General features: G+C 35.5%; 21 protein-coding genes. 2 read left to right on the forward strand and 19 right to left on the reverse strand.

The window, feature by feature from the left end:
• Nucleotides 1–549: 549 nt before the first annotated feature.
• From ADU73_RS04205 to ADU73_RS04220, 4 genes are all read right to left on the reverse strand, one after another.
• On the reverse strand, nucleotides 550–1161 hold the full coding sequence (locus ADU73_RS04205; RefSeq protein ID WP_046871019.1) for an ATP-binding cassette domain-containing protein: 612 nt from the start codon (nucleotides 1159–1161) through the stop codon (nucleotides 550–552).
• Nucleotides 1158–1682, reverse strand: coding sequence for a hypothetical protein (locus tag ADU73_RS04210; protein WP_046871018.1), 525 nt, complete (start codon nucleotides 1680–1682; stop codon nucleotides 1158–1160). Before ADU73_RS04210 ends, ADU73_RS04205 begins: the two co-directional genes overlap by 4 nt.
• A complete protein-coding gene (locus ADU73_RS04215) occupies nucleotides 1663–2469 on the reverse strand; it encodes a hypothetical protein (protein WP_046871017.1) in 807 nt (268 codons plus the stop codon). Before ADU73_RS04215 ends, ADU73_RS04210 begins: the two co-directional genes overlap by 20 nt.
• A gap of 91 nt (nucleotides 2470–2560) precedes the next feature.
• On the reverse strand, nucleotides 2561–2875 hold the full coding sequence (locus tag ADU73_RS04220) for a hypothetical protein (protein WP_046871016.1): 315 nt from the start codon (nucleotides 2873–2875) through the stop codon (nucleotides 2561–2563).
• A 236-nt stretch (nucleotides 2876–3111) separates the two neighbouring features.
• On the opposite strand from ADU73_RS04220, the gene ADU73_RS04225 reads away from it, so the two are divergent.
• Nucleotides 3112–3369: a transposase gene (locus tag ADU73_RS04225; protein WP_017866964.1), complete on the forward strand. Its 258-nt coding sequence runs from the start codon at nucleotides 3112–3114 to the stop codon at nucleotides 3367–3369.
• Entirely contained in the window at nucleotides 3354–4238 is an 885-nt protein-coding gene (locus ADU73_RS04230; RefSeq protein ID WP_145930483.1) for an IS3 family transposase, read from the forward strand. The genes ADU73_RS04225 and ADU73_RS04230 overlap by 16 nt, the downstream gene beginning before the upstream one ends.
• A 209-nt stretch (nucleotides 4239–4447) precedes the next feature.
• On the opposite strand, the gene ADU73_RS04235 is transcribed toward ADU73_RS04230, so the two are convergent.
• The 15 genes from ADU73_RS04235 to ADU73_RS04305 form a co-directional block, all read right to left on the reverse strand.
• Nucleotides 4448–4963 carry a hypothetical protein gene (locus tag ADU73_RS04235; protein ID WP_046871015.1) on the reverse strand — a complete coding sequence of 172 codons (516 nt, stop codon included), beginning with the start codon at nucleotides 4961–4963 and terminating at the stop codon, nucleotides 4448–4450.
• Nucleotides 4941–5588, reverse strand: coding sequence for an ATP-binding cassette domain-containing protein (locus ADU73_RS04240; protein WP_226996047.1), 648 nt, complete (start codon nucleotides 5586–5588; stop codon nucleotides 4941–4943). Before ADU73_RS04240 ends, ADU73_RS04235 begins: the two co-directional genes overlap by 23 nt.
• 2 nt (nucleotides 5589–5590) lie before the next feature.
• Nucleotides 5591–6280: a hypothetical protein gene (locus tag ADU73_RS04245; RefSeq protein ID WP_046871014.1), complete on the reverse strand. Its 690-nt coding sequence runs from the start codon at nucleotides 6278–6280 to the stop codon at nucleotides 5591–5593.
• A complete protein-coding gene (locus tag ADU73_RS04250; protein ID WP_141306314.1) occupies nucleotides 6281–6949 on the reverse strand; it encodes a hypothetical protein in 669 nt (222 codons plus the stop codon).
• On the reverse strand, nucleotides 6933–7745 hold the full coding sequence (locus ADU73_RS04255; RefSeq protein ID WP_046871012.1) for a hypothetical protein: 813 nt from the start codon (nucleotides 7743–7745) through the stop codon (nucleotides 6933–6935). Before ADU73_RS04255 ends, ADU73_RS04250 begins: the two co-directional genes overlap by 17 nt.
• Before the next feature lie 71 nt (nucleotides 7746–7816).
• Nucleotides 7817–8218 carry a hypothetical protein gene (locus ADU73_RS04260; protein ID WP_046871011.1) on the reverse strand — a complete coding sequence of 134 codons (402 nt, stop codon included), beginning with the start codon at nucleotides 8216–8218 and terminating at the stop codon, nucleotides 7817–7819.
• Between the two features lie 52 nt (nucleotides 8219–8270).
• Nucleotides 8271–9374 (reverse strand): hypothetical protein, encoded by a 1104-nt coding sequence (locus ADU73_RS04265; RefSeq protein WP_046871010.1) that lies wholly within the window; start codon nucleotides 9372–9374, stop codon nucleotides 8271–8273.
• Complete coding sequence (locus ADU73_RS04270; protein WP_046871009.1) at nucleotides 9364–9876, reverse strand: sigma-70 family RNA polymerase sigma factor; 513 nt, start codon at nucleotides 9874–9876, stop codon at nucleotides 9364–9366. Before ADU73_RS04270 ends, ADU73_RS04265 begins: the two co-directional genes overlap by 11 nt.
• Before the next feature lie 669 nt (nucleotides 9877–10545).
• Complete coding sequence (locus ADU73_RS04275; RefSeq protein WP_046871008.1) at nucleotides 10546–10773, reverse strand: hypothetical protein; 228 nt, start codon at nucleotides 10771–10773, stop codon at nucleotides 10546–10548.
• A gap of 133 nt (nucleotides 10774–10906) precedes the next feature.
• Nucleotides 10907–11104: a hypothetical protein gene (locus ADU73_RS04280; protein ID WP_046871007.1), complete on the reverse strand. Its 198-nt coding sequence runs from the start codon at nucleotides 11102–11104 to the stop codon at nucleotides 10907–10909.
• Nucleotides 11104–11886, reverse strand: coding sequence for a hypothetical protein (locus ADU73_RS04285; protein ID WP_062913202.1), 783 nt, complete (start codon nucleotides 11884–11886; stop codon nucleotides 11104–11106). The genes ADU73_RS04280 and ADU73_RS04285 overlap by 1 nt, the downstream gene beginning before the upstream one ends.
• A gap of 182 nt (nucleotides 11887–12068) precedes the next feature.
• A complete protein-coding gene (locus tag ADU73_RS04290) occupies nucleotides 12069–12818 on the reverse strand; it encodes a response regulator transcription factor (protein ID WP_046871006.1) in 750 nt (249 codons plus the stop codon).
• Complete coding sequence (locus ADU73_RS04295; RefSeq protein WP_062903989.1) at nucleotides 12819–14165, reverse strand: sensor histidine kinase; 1347 nt, start codon at nucleotides 14163–14165, stop codon at nucleotides 12819–12821. It lies immediately after the preceding gene.
• Between the two features lie 174 nt (nucleotides 14166–14339).
• The gene (locus ADU73_RS04300; RefSeq protein WP_046871003.1) at nucleotides 14340–14690 is read right to left on the reverse strand and encodes a hypothetical protein; all 351 of its coding nucleotides are present in this window, start codon (nucleotides 14688–14690) and stop codon (nucleotides 14340–14342) included.
• Between the two features lie 88 nt (nucleotides 14691–14778).
• Nucleotides 14779–14967 carry a hypothetical protein gene (locus ADU73_RS04305; protein ID WP_046871002.1) on the reverse strand — a complete coding sequence of 63 codons (189 nt, stop codon included), beginning with the start codon at nucleotides 14965–14967 and terminating at the stop codon, nucleotides 14779–14781.
• Nucleotides 14968–15016: the final 49 nt, after the last annotated feature.

Genomic DNA, 15016 nt, shown 5'->3' on the forward strand with positions numbered 1-15016 from the left:
ATTTTGAATGACAAACCGATCATGACTCGTTCAATTTGTTCTCAAAAATATGTACTGAATTTTTGCCCAAAGTCTATGATATTTAAACCTACAGCCTAAATACTAGTCGTGTAATAACTTGGACCAGCACCAGCAAAACAATTAACTCACTTGATAACCTCATTCTGCTAACAAGCAGACAGCTCAACAAAAAGCTCAGCAAAGTCATCAAGATTCCCCACCAAAAAACATGACCGTAGCACAAAGCATCCCAAACAATCGTGGTTAACGTTATGATTGTCCATCGTTTTGCGCTTTCAATCAAAACTCTGCTATCTTCGACTTTTCTTGATCTAAAATACGCCATATTTTGTATTGCGTTATGTACCTTAACCGGTTGAACAATGACAAACAAGTACAGCCAAATTGATAAACAAAAAAGTGCTAAAGAACTTATCGTAAGGTCATTTACGGAATATTGTAAGCAAAACAATTGCTTACTTGATTGATAATAGCTATCTATTAATTCCAACCACATTAATGTCCCTACGAAGAAAAGAAATAAAGGTTTTAAATACGTGATAAGGTCCCGTGTTCTAATTTTAGACATTCATCAATCTCCATTTTTTCATAAACTTCATGCGAAGCAATTACGATATTGCAACCCTGTTGACGTAACTGATTCATAAGTGTCACAAATTTTTGTAGGCTTTCTTGGTCCAACCCTCTAGATGGTTCATCCAACAAAACAAGATTCTGTTTTTCCATTATGGCTTGAATAATGCCAGCCTTTTGACGCATCCCTACAGAGTAGTCTTTCATTTTGGTATGGGTATGTAAATCTAATGCCAATGTTTGACAAAGCTCTTCAGCATACACTTCGTCCAAATGAGACTTGATACTTGCCAAATAACGAAGATTGTATATCAAACTAAAATTTTCTAAGAATCCAGGATTTTCAATCAAAGCTCCTAAATTAGTTTTAGAACTTAATAAAATTTTGCCACGATCTGGTTTTTCTAGCCCCGCAATTAATTTAAACAGTGTCGATTTTCCTGAACCATTAATTCCTTTCAAGTGAATAATTTGTCCTTTATCGGCTATCTGTAAACTAATGTCTTTTAAGACAGCTGTTTTCTTATAACTTTTAGTGACTTTTTCAACTGTTAATAAATTTGTCATTGTACCATTCCTGCCGCCCTTCCTAAAATGTTCATGACAACCTCGTAATGCACCATAATATTTAAACTCATTGCTAATATCAGACCAAATATTTTATTAATTCTGAATAAAAAAGCATTGATACTTATTTCAAAAAGAATGCCCTGACACCAATTAACTAAAATAAAAATTAAGGTAATCCCACCCAATTGCGCATAAATTGGAATAATTAGTAAGGCAAGAATCGTTTCTATTCCCATATACAGACCAACACGGATAACCGCAGTCATTCCCATAAATTGTTTGTAAAATCTTTTCCCCATTCTAGGAATCAATAGCGGGCTAATGTGATCAAGCTGCCAACTCTGTTTAGCTGCCAAAAGAATATAAATATTATTGAAAATAAGCGCCTGCATATTATTCAATCCTAGACCTGAAAATAAATCCTTACTGTTATAAGCGAAACCTACTGCAATAACTGCCAGACCAATGAGAAAAATCCGTGTGGATAATAAAAAACTGCTATTGATGATTTTCTTCATAGAATTTTCCTCTAATAAATAATATGGTCAATCCTAAAGTGACACTCATGTACATCAGAGCAGTTAGCCCATACTGAATATAGAGCGGTACGCTTGGAATATCACTACCGATAATCTGATTCCCCGGCATAATTAAAATGGGAAGAAAGAACAAATAGCTTACCAGACCGTTTCCTAATAACGCCGGAATTAGGAACAACAGTAATCCGACCATTAAACCTAATCCCCAAAAAATGTATGGGTTTTTAATAAATAGGCTAATTACCAACACTAAACAAACAAATATGGCCCAACCAATTGAAGCCAAAAGGACAAAACAAAATAAATTTACATAACCATTTTGAGAGAAAATATATCCTAGCGAGTTTTTTAGGGATCTACTGGAACGCAGAATTTTAATTGGTGACATCAATAAATTAATTTCGAGTAGTAACAAGCATTGCCAGATGAGAACCGCAACAAAAGTGATCCCAAAAGTTTTAACAAAGAAATTCCGTATATATCGTTGAAGTGAACCTACTCTGGTGATCAAAAACTTATTAAAACCAGTATAACGATTTTGAGAAAGATTATTGGCAAAGAGTAAGGGCAAACAAATCATAGGAAGTAACATCAATAGCACTGATTCATAGGTTCCTTGGATGTTATAAAAGAAACTAATTCCTGCTTCGACACTATTTCTCACTGCACTGGCTGGCGGTTCTCCCATAAAAATAATATATGCCCAGATACCATAGATAAAATAAAAGATACCCAATGCATATAAATTAAATTTAGTTAACTTCATTTTTATCCTTCCTAACAATTTTGTAATGACACTAAAATACATATCCAATTCGTGTATTTAAAATTAATTAGTTGGAAATTTATAGTATTTTTTAAATCCATTTAAAGAAATGGAACGTCATCATGATTAACAGTAATGCGATTTGAAAAATCAGCATAATATTAAAATTTAAAATTAAATACTGCATCATGATAATTGTAACCCCAACGATCATGATGGCATTAAAAAGCGTTGGCCGTTCCGACTTAAATAACCACAATCCAGCCGCAAAAAATACCCAATATAAACCTGCCAACATTGCCATTCGTGCCGGTTCATCATCTAAAGTAGAAACCGCACCGGTGATAAACATATAAAAACCAAGTAGAATAGAAATTATTGAAAAAGCACTTTTAGTTATTCTCATATTTCACCTCAAAAGGACGTAATTTTGTAGATATTAGTAGATTTAAATGATCCTTTAAAATTCTCACCAATAATATAGAACCATAACTTGGTGATTGCATACCCTGTCATTATATTTATAGTGTATCTCCATATTTACTAAAATAACTAAGCAAAAAATTAACGTATAGTTTGAAGGTAGTATGAAATCATGGACACGATTTAGTATAATTCCATAATAGGAAGGATTGTGTTTTTATGACCAAGAAAAAGTACTCAGTAGATTTTAGAAAAATGATTGTCAAGCTGTACCAGGATGGCGCCCCGGTAGCTGATCTTACAGACGAATATGGTGTATCAAATGTAACTATTTACAAATGGATTAATCTATATAAAGAAGACAAAGGAAGTGGAATTTCCAAATCAGATGTTTTAGCGTTGCAAAAACGTTTGAAACAGCTAGAAAGTGAGAATGACATCTTAAAAAAAGCCTTAACCATATTCGCCAAAAAGTAAACCCAGATGACTGGCAGACAGCCGTTGATATTAATTTGAAGCACCATAGTATCCAAGAAACCTGTAAAGTACTCTCAGTTCCACGCTCAACTTACTATGAACATCAGCAGAATCATGTATCGCCACAAGCCAAGCGTCGTAAGACACTTAGCCAGTCGATTAAACGCATTTACTTTAATTCTAGACGTATCTACGGGGCACCTAAAATTCTAAAAGCGTTACAAAAAGAAGGTAAGACTGCCAGTATTAAGCTAGTTCAACGATTAATGCGCCAAATGGGGTTAAAATCAATCACGCGCAAGAAGTGGCATTATCAACAAACTAATGATATTGATGCGACTGATTATTCAAATATACTCGCGCAAGATTTTCGTACAACCAGTCCAAATCAAAAGTGGTGTGCAGACATAACTTATATTCACACCAAAGCCAATGGCTGGTGTTATTTATCAAGCATTCAGGATTTATATTCACGTAAAATCATTGCCCATAAAATCAGCCGTCATATGACTGCTGATCTTGTGATCAGCACTTTTCAACAAGCCTTTGAAACTAGAAAGACGACTAATAACTTAATTGTGCATACCGATCTGGGTAGCCAGTACCGCAGTGCTGGCTTTGAACAGATCTTAGCGCAACACCATATTCGCCATTCTTATAGCAAGCGTGGCTGTCCCTATGACAATTCATGTTTGGAATCATTTCACGCCAGTTTGAAAAAAGAAGAGGTTTACCAACACCATTATCAGGATTTTGAAGAAGCAAATGCTGCAATATTCAGCTACATTGAGAGCTTTTATAACAGTGCTCGAATTCACAGTAGCATTGATTATTTAACTCCAAATGAAAAGGAAAAATTAGTCGCTTAAATTATACATAAAATGTGTCCAGATTCTTGACCTAAATCCAGTTTTTACAGATTAACGTAAGAATAATTTTCTACAAAGGTCCCCAAATAGACAGAAAATAAATATATGAATAAAGAACTCATCAACCGTCTGATAATCAGATTATCGATGAGTTCATTTTTTGTTAAATATCTTACAAAAAAACCTTAACCCGATCAATTGTATAAGATTCAAAGCTCAAGTTCATACTTAATATAACCATTTTTAGAAGGTACCATAAACAACAAGTATGGCCTCTCACTTCTCAAATTAAATTGTTCATTTGGAATTAGAAATTTTAATAAGACATCATGTGTTTTTGTATTGGTCATTGATTGGTACTTAATCGCCGTTCCATCCAAATTATGTACCTGAGCAACACCCAACATACTGTAAGGAATTACAAGACGCAAGTTTTCCCAAAAATTGTAATTTACGCCACGATCACCATATGATAGCGGATCAACTTGCTTAATAGTAAACCTTGCAGATACTTGATAATTGGCCGATTTTCGTTTTACATGCACTTGATGAAATGAGAAATTCACTGCCGGTTGATGAATTATCTGATCTTGATAAATTTTAACGATTTTGATCGTTTGATGGCTATTTGCATTAACCTGTTGATAGCGATTCACCGTGAACCACAAAACGACTAAACCGACAAGTACACCCATTCCAAACTTAAACCAGTTGGCTTTTTTCATTCAAGTGTCCCTCCGTCATCCGAATCCGCCTAGTCGCAACTTGTTTAATAAAGTCTTGATCATGGGAAGCAATCAAGAAAGTACTCCCAAGATCTCGATAGTTGCGCACAAGTAACACAAGATTCATTTTGCTCTTATCATCAAGAGCGTTAGTTGGCTCATCAAGAACAATTAGTGGGTTATGTCCAAGTATGGCTTGGGCGATGCCAAGTTTCTCCTTCATCCCGAGGGAAAAGTTCTTGACCAAAGTTCTACTTGTAGGATCAAGGTTAAGGCTGCGTAATACAGTGTGTACCTCATCATCAGTAACTTGCGGTAATAACGTTGCAAGTAATCTGAGATTTCTAATAGCAGTAAATTCATTAATTAAGCTTGGGTTTTCAATAAGAATTCCTGCCTTAATTGGATAGGCATCACCTAACTTGAAACGCCGATCATCCACAATCAGGTCCCCAGAAGACGGTGTCAACCCCAACAATGCTTTCAAGAGAACCGTTTTTCCAGCACCATTTTCACCCTCTACTGCAAGAATTTCTCCTTTTTCAACTGACATATTTATGTCCTGAAGTAACATGGTGCCATTACGTAATTTGCGACTAAGCTGTCGCGCAATAATTAAATCCAAATTCACTCACTCCATTTCTCAATTAAATTCGGAAAACATCCAACATACAAAACGATGACCAATAAAAAGTTTCCATTCATCATCAATATTGAGATGAATTGAACCGATGATTCACGAATCAACATGGTCAAATTCAGAGGATTAAATGGCAAAATTGTGTAGACGGTCAAAACTAACCAAATAATGATAAAAGCAACTCCTACATATTGATTCAACCAGCTGAGCCATGTCTCAATCAGTAACATAAAGATCATAATTGGTAAAAGTATTGCCAAAAACCAAACCTCCCTCGGTAGTTGGACCACTAAAAGTGCACTGCAAACAATTAACCAATAGCTGATTGCGTACGTAACAATGAGAATCACATCAACCAAAGCAAATTGTCGTCGGGTGAAGCCTGTCCCCCATATTTGTACACCTTGCTGTCGCCAAAGCTGAGGGATGGAATCACCAAGTGCCAGAACGGGTAATAATAGTGTGATAAACCAACCAGTTGGAAAAACAGTTTGACCAACCATATCATTACCAACAGTCCCGCCTAACATAACCGTTAAAATCCTTAAATGTGGATTCCCGGCTGTCTGTACTACTACTCCACCTACAAATAAACCAAAGAGAATCATAAAAAAAATAAAACGGTTCCGATTTATATTCCAAAAAAAATAAAGTTGATGGGCTATTAATCGCCACATCTAAAGAACCTCCTTTGTAGTCAGAGCATCCATTCTACTTACACTTAATAAGATTAAACCAATGAGCATAACATCGTTGCCCGCTGATCGTAACGGGGTTTGTGGTACAGAAAAGGCAAAGATTAGTGTCGGAATATGATTGACTGCAATTAAGAATAAACCAGCAAGTATTAGCCAAGTAACTATCAGAGCAGCAATTTTACTTCGTAGATGCACCATCAGGCAGACTACAATAAAGTTAACCAGAAGTTGGCTCACCCAAACAGTCACCATGCTCATCAAGAATAGCAACCAATTCATATGTACTATGGCAGCCGTGATACTCAAATGCACGCAAACCAGTAGCAACCATAGTAAACAAAATTCGGTCTGTATGATCGCTGTTCGCATTAACCTTTGATAGAAAATAATCCGTCGCGTTCCTGTTGCTGCAATATCAACAGAACGTGTTTGCTGGACCAGTAACGTAATGAGGATAGTGAAAGGAAAATAGACTACCAAAAAATGAAATCGATCAAATAATGAGTTCTGCAAAGCAAATGTACCCGTGGTAGCCGATATACCGTGACAAACAAGAACACTGCTACAAAATGCCAGTAGGCCCAGAAAAACTAACCATTGCTTATGCCATTTAAACCACATTCGTTGTTGTTTAATTGCTTGCTTCATAAGCACGAATTCTCCCTCCAATCAACGCAAGTAGGATAATCACTGCTGTCATAACTAGTGTCATAATCAACACAACTTTTCCACTAACATTTGCACTCGCGCTTTCATGCATAAAATCATATGGAATATAACTAATTTGTCTTGGTAATGGAAAGACCATATTCAACAGCATTAATCCCACCTGTAAGATTAATCCAGACGCTACTGCAAAAAAACGATTATTAATAAACCAAGCCATTGACGTCGCAAATGCTGCAAACAGGCCACTCCATACAGTGGCAACTACAATCGAAAACAAGGCATGCAGGAACGGTTGGGTATAATACAGCGAAACCCACATCGTATCCTGTGTAATCACAGCAATATTCAGATTTAAAAATATATCTGGAACTGTATTAGGTAACAAGAGAAAGAATGCTAAAAAGTTAATCAATAAGGTTCCCCCAACCAATATGCTGCCGAGAATAAGGCTAGTTAAAAGATATCCCCAAGCAACTTTCAATCCACCTAGTCGTAAAATCAATTGACGTGTAAAATGTTCTTTCAAATCCTTGGTTATTAACGTTGCTCCGGGAATTGAAGCAAGGAGCGGAACCAACAAGAAAAAAAGGATCGGAATAAAATTGAATTGGTCCATCGAAAGCCAACTCGTGTACGGGGAATCATGAAAAATTCCTTCTCTGGCAGAAATCTGTATAGCTGATTGCAAATACTGCACACCGCTAATAATCATCAATAGTGTGAAACTTGCCAATGTTATTCGATAATCAATTCGCTGAATGAATACTTTATACATTTTGTTCACTTACCTTTCAAAAAAAGTCCAAAAACAGACTGCCCTGTTTTGGACTAATGTACTGTGTATCCTTATCTAACGCTATCTGGACTCCATGCACCTCTTGCATATCCGTTATTCCAACTTTTAGAATTAATACGAACAGAAACACCTTTGCCATGCTTCTCAACCGCATTATTCCATAAATAATTCACATCACCCTTATAGCTTTTATAACTATGTCCGCTTGATGCATCGCGACCGTCATACAACGCGGCCCAAATCGTGTGATAACCGACATTTGTAGCGGTCGTTTTGTTATAATACGCCGTCTTATTTGTTTTTCTCCGTGCGGGGGTATGATCGTTGGGACTCCAAACCCGATATTGGTTACTCCAGTTGGTATCGCCGTGATTGTCGGCATGAGCAATTGCCATACCACCAGAAATAGTGATCATCGATGCAAGTAACACTGTAATAATCTTCTTTTTCATAATTACATCCTCCAAATAAAGTGATTAGTTTCATTCATAATTTCGATAACTACTATGGTATTAATGAATTAATCGGCACCCTTAAGTAACCCAATACACGATCGTGGGAGTTATGACCAGGAATCTCCAACTTAAATCGCACGATAGCGTTAGGATTAAGGCTTCGAATTGCAACGTACTTACCTTTACTATTGACATAACATTGTGAGGCAAAAATGGATTGAAATTTTGTTGTGACTTGATTTAATTTCTGATACTCATCAACCTTTGTTCCACTGGAACCTAACATCAGATCTCCAATTTTTTTCTTATTAACAATGACATCTGCTTCCGATACCCATGCCGCTTTACGAATAAGACTAGCTGTTTTTTTAGTTACTTTTTGCTGATCAAATGATACTGAATAATTGAGGACAAACGAGTGTGGGGTTGTATCAATTTGATCAATCGAACCTTGGCCAACTGTAGAATTACCGACCTTTGCAGTAATTTTATGCACAGTTACAGGAAGCGCCTTGGTTTTGATTGTTGGTAGCGAAACATTTTGTGAAGATCCATTAACATGTCCAATATGAATATCAATACTATCATCCCTAGGTGACGTGTCATCGTTAACATAGAAAGCCACAAATTGACGATAATGACCGAGAGCAACTTGACCATAGTTTTGCTCAAGATCTATAACTGATTGATGTTGATTGAGTGTCACCTGTACATCCTGCCGACGAAGTGCCGCAGGATTTATATGAGCACCCCTATAATCAACGACAAATGCTTTAATGCCCGCGGACATCATTACACCTCTAATTTGAATTTTTAATCCATCTACTTTTACTGTTGATGAACTCACAGACTGGTAAGATGAAACATCTGATAAGTCACCAAATATCTTGTTCATGGTCGGATCATAGTTATGTGTCTTTTGGCTATTTTTATCAAGTAATTGATGAATTGCAGGAACAACGCCTCCAGCTTGAATGGTCAATGGATTAAACAGTGTTATACAGAGGAGCGCCGCAACTGTGATTATCAATCCAAGTCTTCGATGATGACGCTGGTGTTGGGTGGCTTGATCGAGTCCTTGAGTTATCGCCCGCGTCACAGCAGTCTTAGGAACTTCTATCTTGTCTGTTTCTTGACGCCATTTAATATTCACGGATGACATCTCCTTTCTCCCGTAACCATTCACGTCCGCGATTCAGTCTACTTTTAACCGTACCCGTTGGCACTCGCAAAACCTTTGCAATTTCAGATTCCTGTAATTCATTAAAATAAAAAAGAATCAGCACTAGACGATACTTTTCCGGAACCATAGCAAGATCTTGCATCAAATCTTGATGAAGATCCACTTGCCTATGACAATCCGTTGTCAATTCAACCACTTCTGATATAGGTCTATCACGATTATAAAAACGACGCGATACATTAATCAAAATACGTACCAGCCACGTGTCAAAATATTGTGGATGCCGTAGATGTTTAATACTCAAGAATGCCTGTAAGGAAGTCTCTTGCACAATATCCAAAGCATCTTCCTGATTGTGAACATATAATAGCGCAGTTTTGTACATTTTTGATTGCCGATCAATCAATAACGTAGACAACGCTTCTCTATCACCCCGCTTTGCTTGAAGAACTAGTTCTATACCTTTTTTCAATGCGTTTATCCCCCCAACTTTTGCCCCCACACCTATTAGTGGCTAGTCACAGATAAAAGGTTCCAAGAAATTCAATATTTAATAATTTTTTGTTGCCATATTTAATACAGCCTCATTACCATTTTAAAAAAAATCCCGTCAAAAATTCCATCCACAAATCTGCAAATGTAATTTTTGACGGGAATTTTAACAAATAATTTTTGTTTAAATTTTCCTCAATGTCTACGAAAAAATAAGAACCGGTAAAAAACTACCAGCTCTTATTTATATCCCAACCTCGTATATGACCGGTTTTCATTGCCACATATTTCACGTTGAATTTTTATTAACTCCCCCCAGAGCTTGGATACTTATCTCGCGTTGTATAAAATGTAAATCTTGATTTTACTAAATCAACAAAAATAATTATGCCAATAAATAAGTTGATTGCATAGAAACCAGTAGTTTACATCCCAGCAAATATTAGTTTACATGCTCATTATTTATGCATACCGAACTTTAATGAAGTTGAAAATTATTGTTGACCAATTTCTATTTGTTGTTTTAGAAATTTTCTATAGATATATTGTATATTCATATAACCTAACATAGGAAAAGAAAAAATTAACGTGCAATTTTTCACGATTAACGTAAGCATTTCCAAAAGACGAAAGTGTGAAATTGTAAAAATCACTTCAATAATTTATCTTTTTCATTGCTATGCTCGTTCTTGCGCCAGTAATACAAGTCTGTAATAATTCCAATGATTTGCAGCAGACTCCAAATAATTCCGCAAATTGTTGCTGTGAGGGCCGCACCGTACGTTTTTCCGCCCACCAAGTAAATCAGATTAAAAATAAGACAGGCTGCAAACAGTCCCCATTCGATAATTCTTAAAGTTTTACTATCTGCTTTCATAATGATCTCCTGTAGTTTTTATTATGTTGACAGCTTCTTTGACCTCATATTTTAAAAAACAATTTGCGTAAAAAAAAATCGAAAAATATGTGTAAAACACTGACCGAGTCGATAAGAAGCTAATCATTTTTAATTATTTAACAAGTGAGACTAAGAAACTACTGATTTTTTCAGCCAAAATAAGTAGCGGAATAAGGATTAAAAATCCAACAATTAAAGCTATCCAGCGAGAACCACTAACATATTTAACAAGGTTAAATATATAATCAAGTAAAATTAGTGCTAATCCTTGTGGTAGATATTCAAGAAACCACCTTATCACTTTTTTCATTATGAGAACTCCAAGTATCCATTATTTTTCTTCTTATCGTGCCTATCAAGAAATTTTGCAATTGGGTAACCCGGCGAAACAACTTCAAAAATCAGGCTGACTGCTCCACTGATAGCTACTCCCGTATATTTTAATCCCCAATGTTTTAACTTTGAAACTAAAACTCTTTTAACAAAATGTTTAGCGGCAGATTTCCCCATCTTTAGTAACGCCTTTCTTATAGCCGAAACGCCAACACCAGTTGCGGCAGACAATGCCAAATTAATTGCATGTCCAGCAAAACTATCACTTATCAAACCATGTTTCCCCTTGGCATGCACATCTTTCGCACTTAAATCAGTCATTAAAGTATTTTCTGACGAACTCGATTTTTCTACAAATTGATCTTGCGCATCTGCAATATTATTATAATTGCTGGACTTGGAATCGAATAAGCTTTTAAGTGCTTCTTTAAAAGCAATCTTGTCTTTTGCATTCGTTAAACCAGACGTAGCAACTTCTTCGTCTAACATAGCATTAAATTTAGCATAATCAGATTTAGAAAGTTTGTTGACATCAAAATCAACGGAATCGGCATTTTCTAATTCTTGAGATTGACTAATATTATCAATGTTTGTATGCGCATTACTTGCGGCGTTAACATTATTATCTAATTTATCTAGTACATTTGTGTTGTTAACTTGTATTATTGCCGGAGTTAAAATATCCAGTATTAAAACGATTAACATTGGAATAACTATAAATTTAAATTTAATCTCGTATAAAATAATCTTTTTCCCCATAAATACTTATTTTTTTCATTACCCTAAAGATTAACCTACTGACAATATAGTAATCACCTCACAAATTTGGTATGTTTATAGTGTATAATCAAATGAAGTGATGTAAACAAACAAAAGATAAACGTATCAATTCTTCTGATTAACGTAAAATGACTCTACAGTATAAGAACTGTAGAGTCATTTTAAGATTCTCTGTCTTTCATTAACTTAGTTAAGTCGCGTGCTTTTCGAAATGATACCTTGCAAACTAGTCCCTGATTAAACTGTAATTGTCTGGCTTGTGCATCGAAACTTGTCACATGGTCTAAATTAACCAAATAACTTTTATCACAGCGAAATAAATTAGTATATTTTTCTTCTAAATTATTGAGATTGCCTGGAAACTCAGCTTGCCGCTTTTTGGCAATCATCGTAACACTTCCTGGTCGTTCCTTAACCGTATATAACATCACCAATTCATTCATTGGGACGGAAAAATAACGCGATCCGATTCGATAGCCAAATAGTTTTTGCTGATGATACAATGCTTCAACGTACTGAGCCCGTGCTAAATTGATATCCTCAATTATTTTACTTTTAATATCTTCAAGCGTTTTATCTTTCAAGATATAATCCAGTGGCGCAATTTTTCGCTCTAACGTTAAAAAGGCCAGTTCATCATGAGTTGTGATAAAGACAATTTGAGCAAAAGGCATCTTTTGTCGAATTTTACTAGCTAGCTTTAATCCGGCATCTGTTTGCGACCCAATTTCCATATCTAAAAAGAACAGTCCTTGCTCTTGATCCAGGATACTGCTTTCTAACTTTTCAACATCATTTGTTGCACAAACCAACTTCATTGCATAATCGTTAATCATGATGGTATTTTTGATAACTTTCGCATAATACGCTTGTTGTTCAACATTATCTTCTAGTAAATAGATTGAAAACACTTATTTCTCCCCCGTAATAATTAAAGTGATCCGCAACTTTTGTTGTATCAACTGTGTGTCCAAATAAAAGTTTGTATTTTGGTTAACCAATTCTTTGACATTTGCCAGACCCAAGCCTCGATTTGATCCTTTTGATGAATAACCGCGCTCAAATATTTTTTGAAGATTAAATGGCAAAGTGACAGAATTTTCCACTGAGATTTCAACTGTATCGTCTGTTTTAATAAGCGCACAGCTAACCTTATGATCTGGCATCTCTTCGGCCTTTTCAATCGCATTATCTAAAAGGACACCCATAATTCTAACAATATCAACAAGTTGTTTTTCGATTAAGAGGTCATCTTGTTCAATTTCCAGATCTAACTCAACTTTTTGCTTGCGTGCTTCAAAGAATTTCTGAATAATTAGTCCACGCAGAGTTTCATTTTTAAGATGATCGAGTTCACTGATGCTAACTTTGCTTAGCGACTCATTTAAATGCTTTTTATTTTTTAATTCGTTTAAATATTCCTGCAATTCAGTTTGATCATCATGTTTTACCAATTCTGTCATTGAAAGCATAATATTTTGATAATCGTGTTTAAACTGGCGTAGCTCGGTATACTGCTGTTCTATGCTGGCTAAATAGTCATGTAACTGCTGATTTCTGATTCCTTCATCTTTAATATTTTGTTGAGCAGCATATGTTTTGATGAAAAACTGCATCTGCCAACTCATCAAAATGATAATCAACATAAAAATAACGATACTAGCGGCCTGGATCGTCGCTGTGATGTCCTGAATATCGCTAATAATCAAAATGGTTTGAATAGAGCCATAAATCATCACTAGCATCCAAAAAATCCGAGTGGATAAGCCTAAATCTTCAATCTGATTCATCGAATGACGCCACCACACGCGATGTCGATAAAACCAAATGAATAAGAGTATGGTAAAAAATAAATCAATTGTTATATCCTGAAATACCAATATCCCGCCGACATGCGAAAGTGCCTTAATGGAATGGAAATGATTTGCCCACATCAAAATTGTCGTACTAATGTATCCGCTAATGGAGATTAAGATTATTTGAATAATGACACTAATTAGCATCATATTCACGTATTTGGGATTGATTTTCAATTTTCTTTGTCTGACAATTTCGATGATGATTGCCCCCAAAACTAGCGGTAAGTAAGCAGCATCTTCCAAAATCATACTTAAAATTGCGCAAAAAATACTGATACCAAAATTTAAAGCGACTACTTTCAACCCAAAATCATGTCTCAGATAAGTATTTGTACTTAAAACAATAAAAATTAGCGCAAAATTCTCAACAAGATATTCACCAATCCCAAATTCTACCATTATCTGTTAGTTTAGATGAATCATAAAATTCATTCATCCTGGCTCCCTTTAAACCAAATCTGCGTCTTGCATCACATTCTTTAGTTTAACTAAATTGTATCAACGACACAATAGAAACAGTGATGTTTTCGATTAACGTGCGATAGTTCGTGATTAACGTCAAATTCGATAATCTTATTTTTTTAATGATTGAGACCTATTTAGAAAATAAGCAACAAAGTGTCCAAGAACAATAATACTCAGTGAATATGGTCTTAGATTATCTGGCGCCAACAAAATAAATGCTAAACAAGCCATTGAAAATATCGTCATCGTGTACCAATATCTTTTTCTAGCTGTCATTGTTTTATCTCTTGATAAACGTATTATGTACAAAATTACCCCAGTTAGATTCAGCCCCCAGCCAATGATATTATCCACAATATTACGTGTATTATAGCTGTCCAACGGATCGGCAGCTATAATTAGAGAACCGGCAAACATCAAAACTGTGATCAACGATTTCGATCGTATAAACTTTTTCATGCTTTCACCTCTACTCCTATTAATTCAGCGCTTGCATTTAAAAAAGCTCCTCTTATGCAAGTAATCTCAAATAGAAACTACTGAGTATTCAGATCTGCGTATCTTGATAATAACTGATAAGTGCGACTATCATTGCTAGTGCTATTAATCCAAAAGAAACCATTCGGAGCAAATCATTGGTCTTCCCAGGATTACCACCGGGAATTGCCATCACAATTAAAGATGCCGTTAACAGGCTTAGCAGTAATGTTCTAAAATTTAAAAGTCTCATATGCATACTTATCATTTCCCTCTTTTGGTTAAATTGAATGATGCTCAACTTTGAA

It is taken from the genome of Pediococcus damnosus (genome assembly GCF_001611155.1).
In the GTDB taxonomy this organism is placed as follows: Bacteria; Bacillota; Bacilli; order Lactobacillales; family Lactobacillaceae; genus Pediococcus; species Pediococcus damnosus.

Coding starts and splice junctions, on each gene's coding strand:
- ADU73_RS04300 (WP_046871003.1), bottom strand. CDS start 14,690: ATGAAAAAGTTTATACGATCGAAATCGTTGATCACAGTTTTGATGTTT.
- ADU73_RS04275 (WP_046871008.1), bottom strand. CDS start 10,773: ATGAAAGCAGATAGTAAAACTTTAAGAATTATCGAATGGGGACTGTTT.
- ADU73_RS04225 (WP_017866964.1), top strand. CDS start 3,112: ATGACCAAGAAAAAGTACTCAGTAGATTTTAGAAAAATGATTGTCAAG.
- ADU73_RS04220 (WP_046871016.1), bottom strand. CDS start 2,875: ATGAGAATAACTAAAAGTGCTTTTTCAATAATTTCTATTCTACTTGGT.
- ADU73_RS04205 (WP_046871019.1), bottom strand. CDS start 1,161: ATGACAAATTTATTAACAGTTGAAAAAGTCACTAAAAGTTATAAGAAA.
- ADU73_RS04245 (WP_046871014.1), bottom strand. CDS start 6,280: ATGTGGCGATTAATAGCCCATCAACTTTATTTTTTTTGGAATATAAAT.
- ADU73_RS04215 (WP_046871017.1), bottom strand. CDS start 2,469: ATGAAGTTAACTAAATTTAATTTATATGCATTGGGTATCTTTTATTTT.
- ADU73_RS04280 (WP_046871007.1), bottom strand. CDS start 11,104: ATGAAAAAAGTGATAAGGTGGTTTCTTGAATATCTACCACAAGGATTA.
- ADU73_RS04235 (WP_046871015.1), bottom strand. CDS start 4,963: ATGAAAAAAGCCAACTGGTTTAAGTTTGGAATGGGTGTACTTGTCGGT.
- ADU73_RS04250 (WP_141306314.1), bottom strand. CDS start 6,949: ATGAAGCAAGCAATTAAACAACAACGAATGTGGTTTAAATGGCATAAG.
- ADU73_RS04255 (WP_046871012.1), bottom strand. CDS start 7,745: ATGTATAAAGTATTCATTCAGCGAATTGATTATCGAATAACATTGGCA.
- ADU73_RS04295 (WP_062903989.1), bottom strand. CDS start 14,165: ATGGTAGAATTTGGGATTGGTGAATATCTTGTTGAGAATTTTGCGCTA.
- ADU73_RS04260 (WP_046871011.1), bottom strand. CDS start 8,218: ATGAAAAAGAAGATTATTACAGTGTTACTTGCATCGATGATCACTATT.
- ADU73_RS04285 (WP_062913202.1), bottom strand. CDS start 11,886: ATGGGGAAAAAGATTATTTTATACGAGATTAAATTTAAATTTATAGTT.
- ADU73_RS04305 (WP_046871002.1), bottom strand. CDS start 14,967: ATGCATATGAGACTTTTAAATTTTAGAACATTACTGCTAAGCCTGTTA.
- ADU73_RS04210 (WP_046871018.1), bottom strand. CDS start 1,682: ATGAAGAAAATCATCAATAGCAGTTTTTTATTATCCACACGGATTTTT.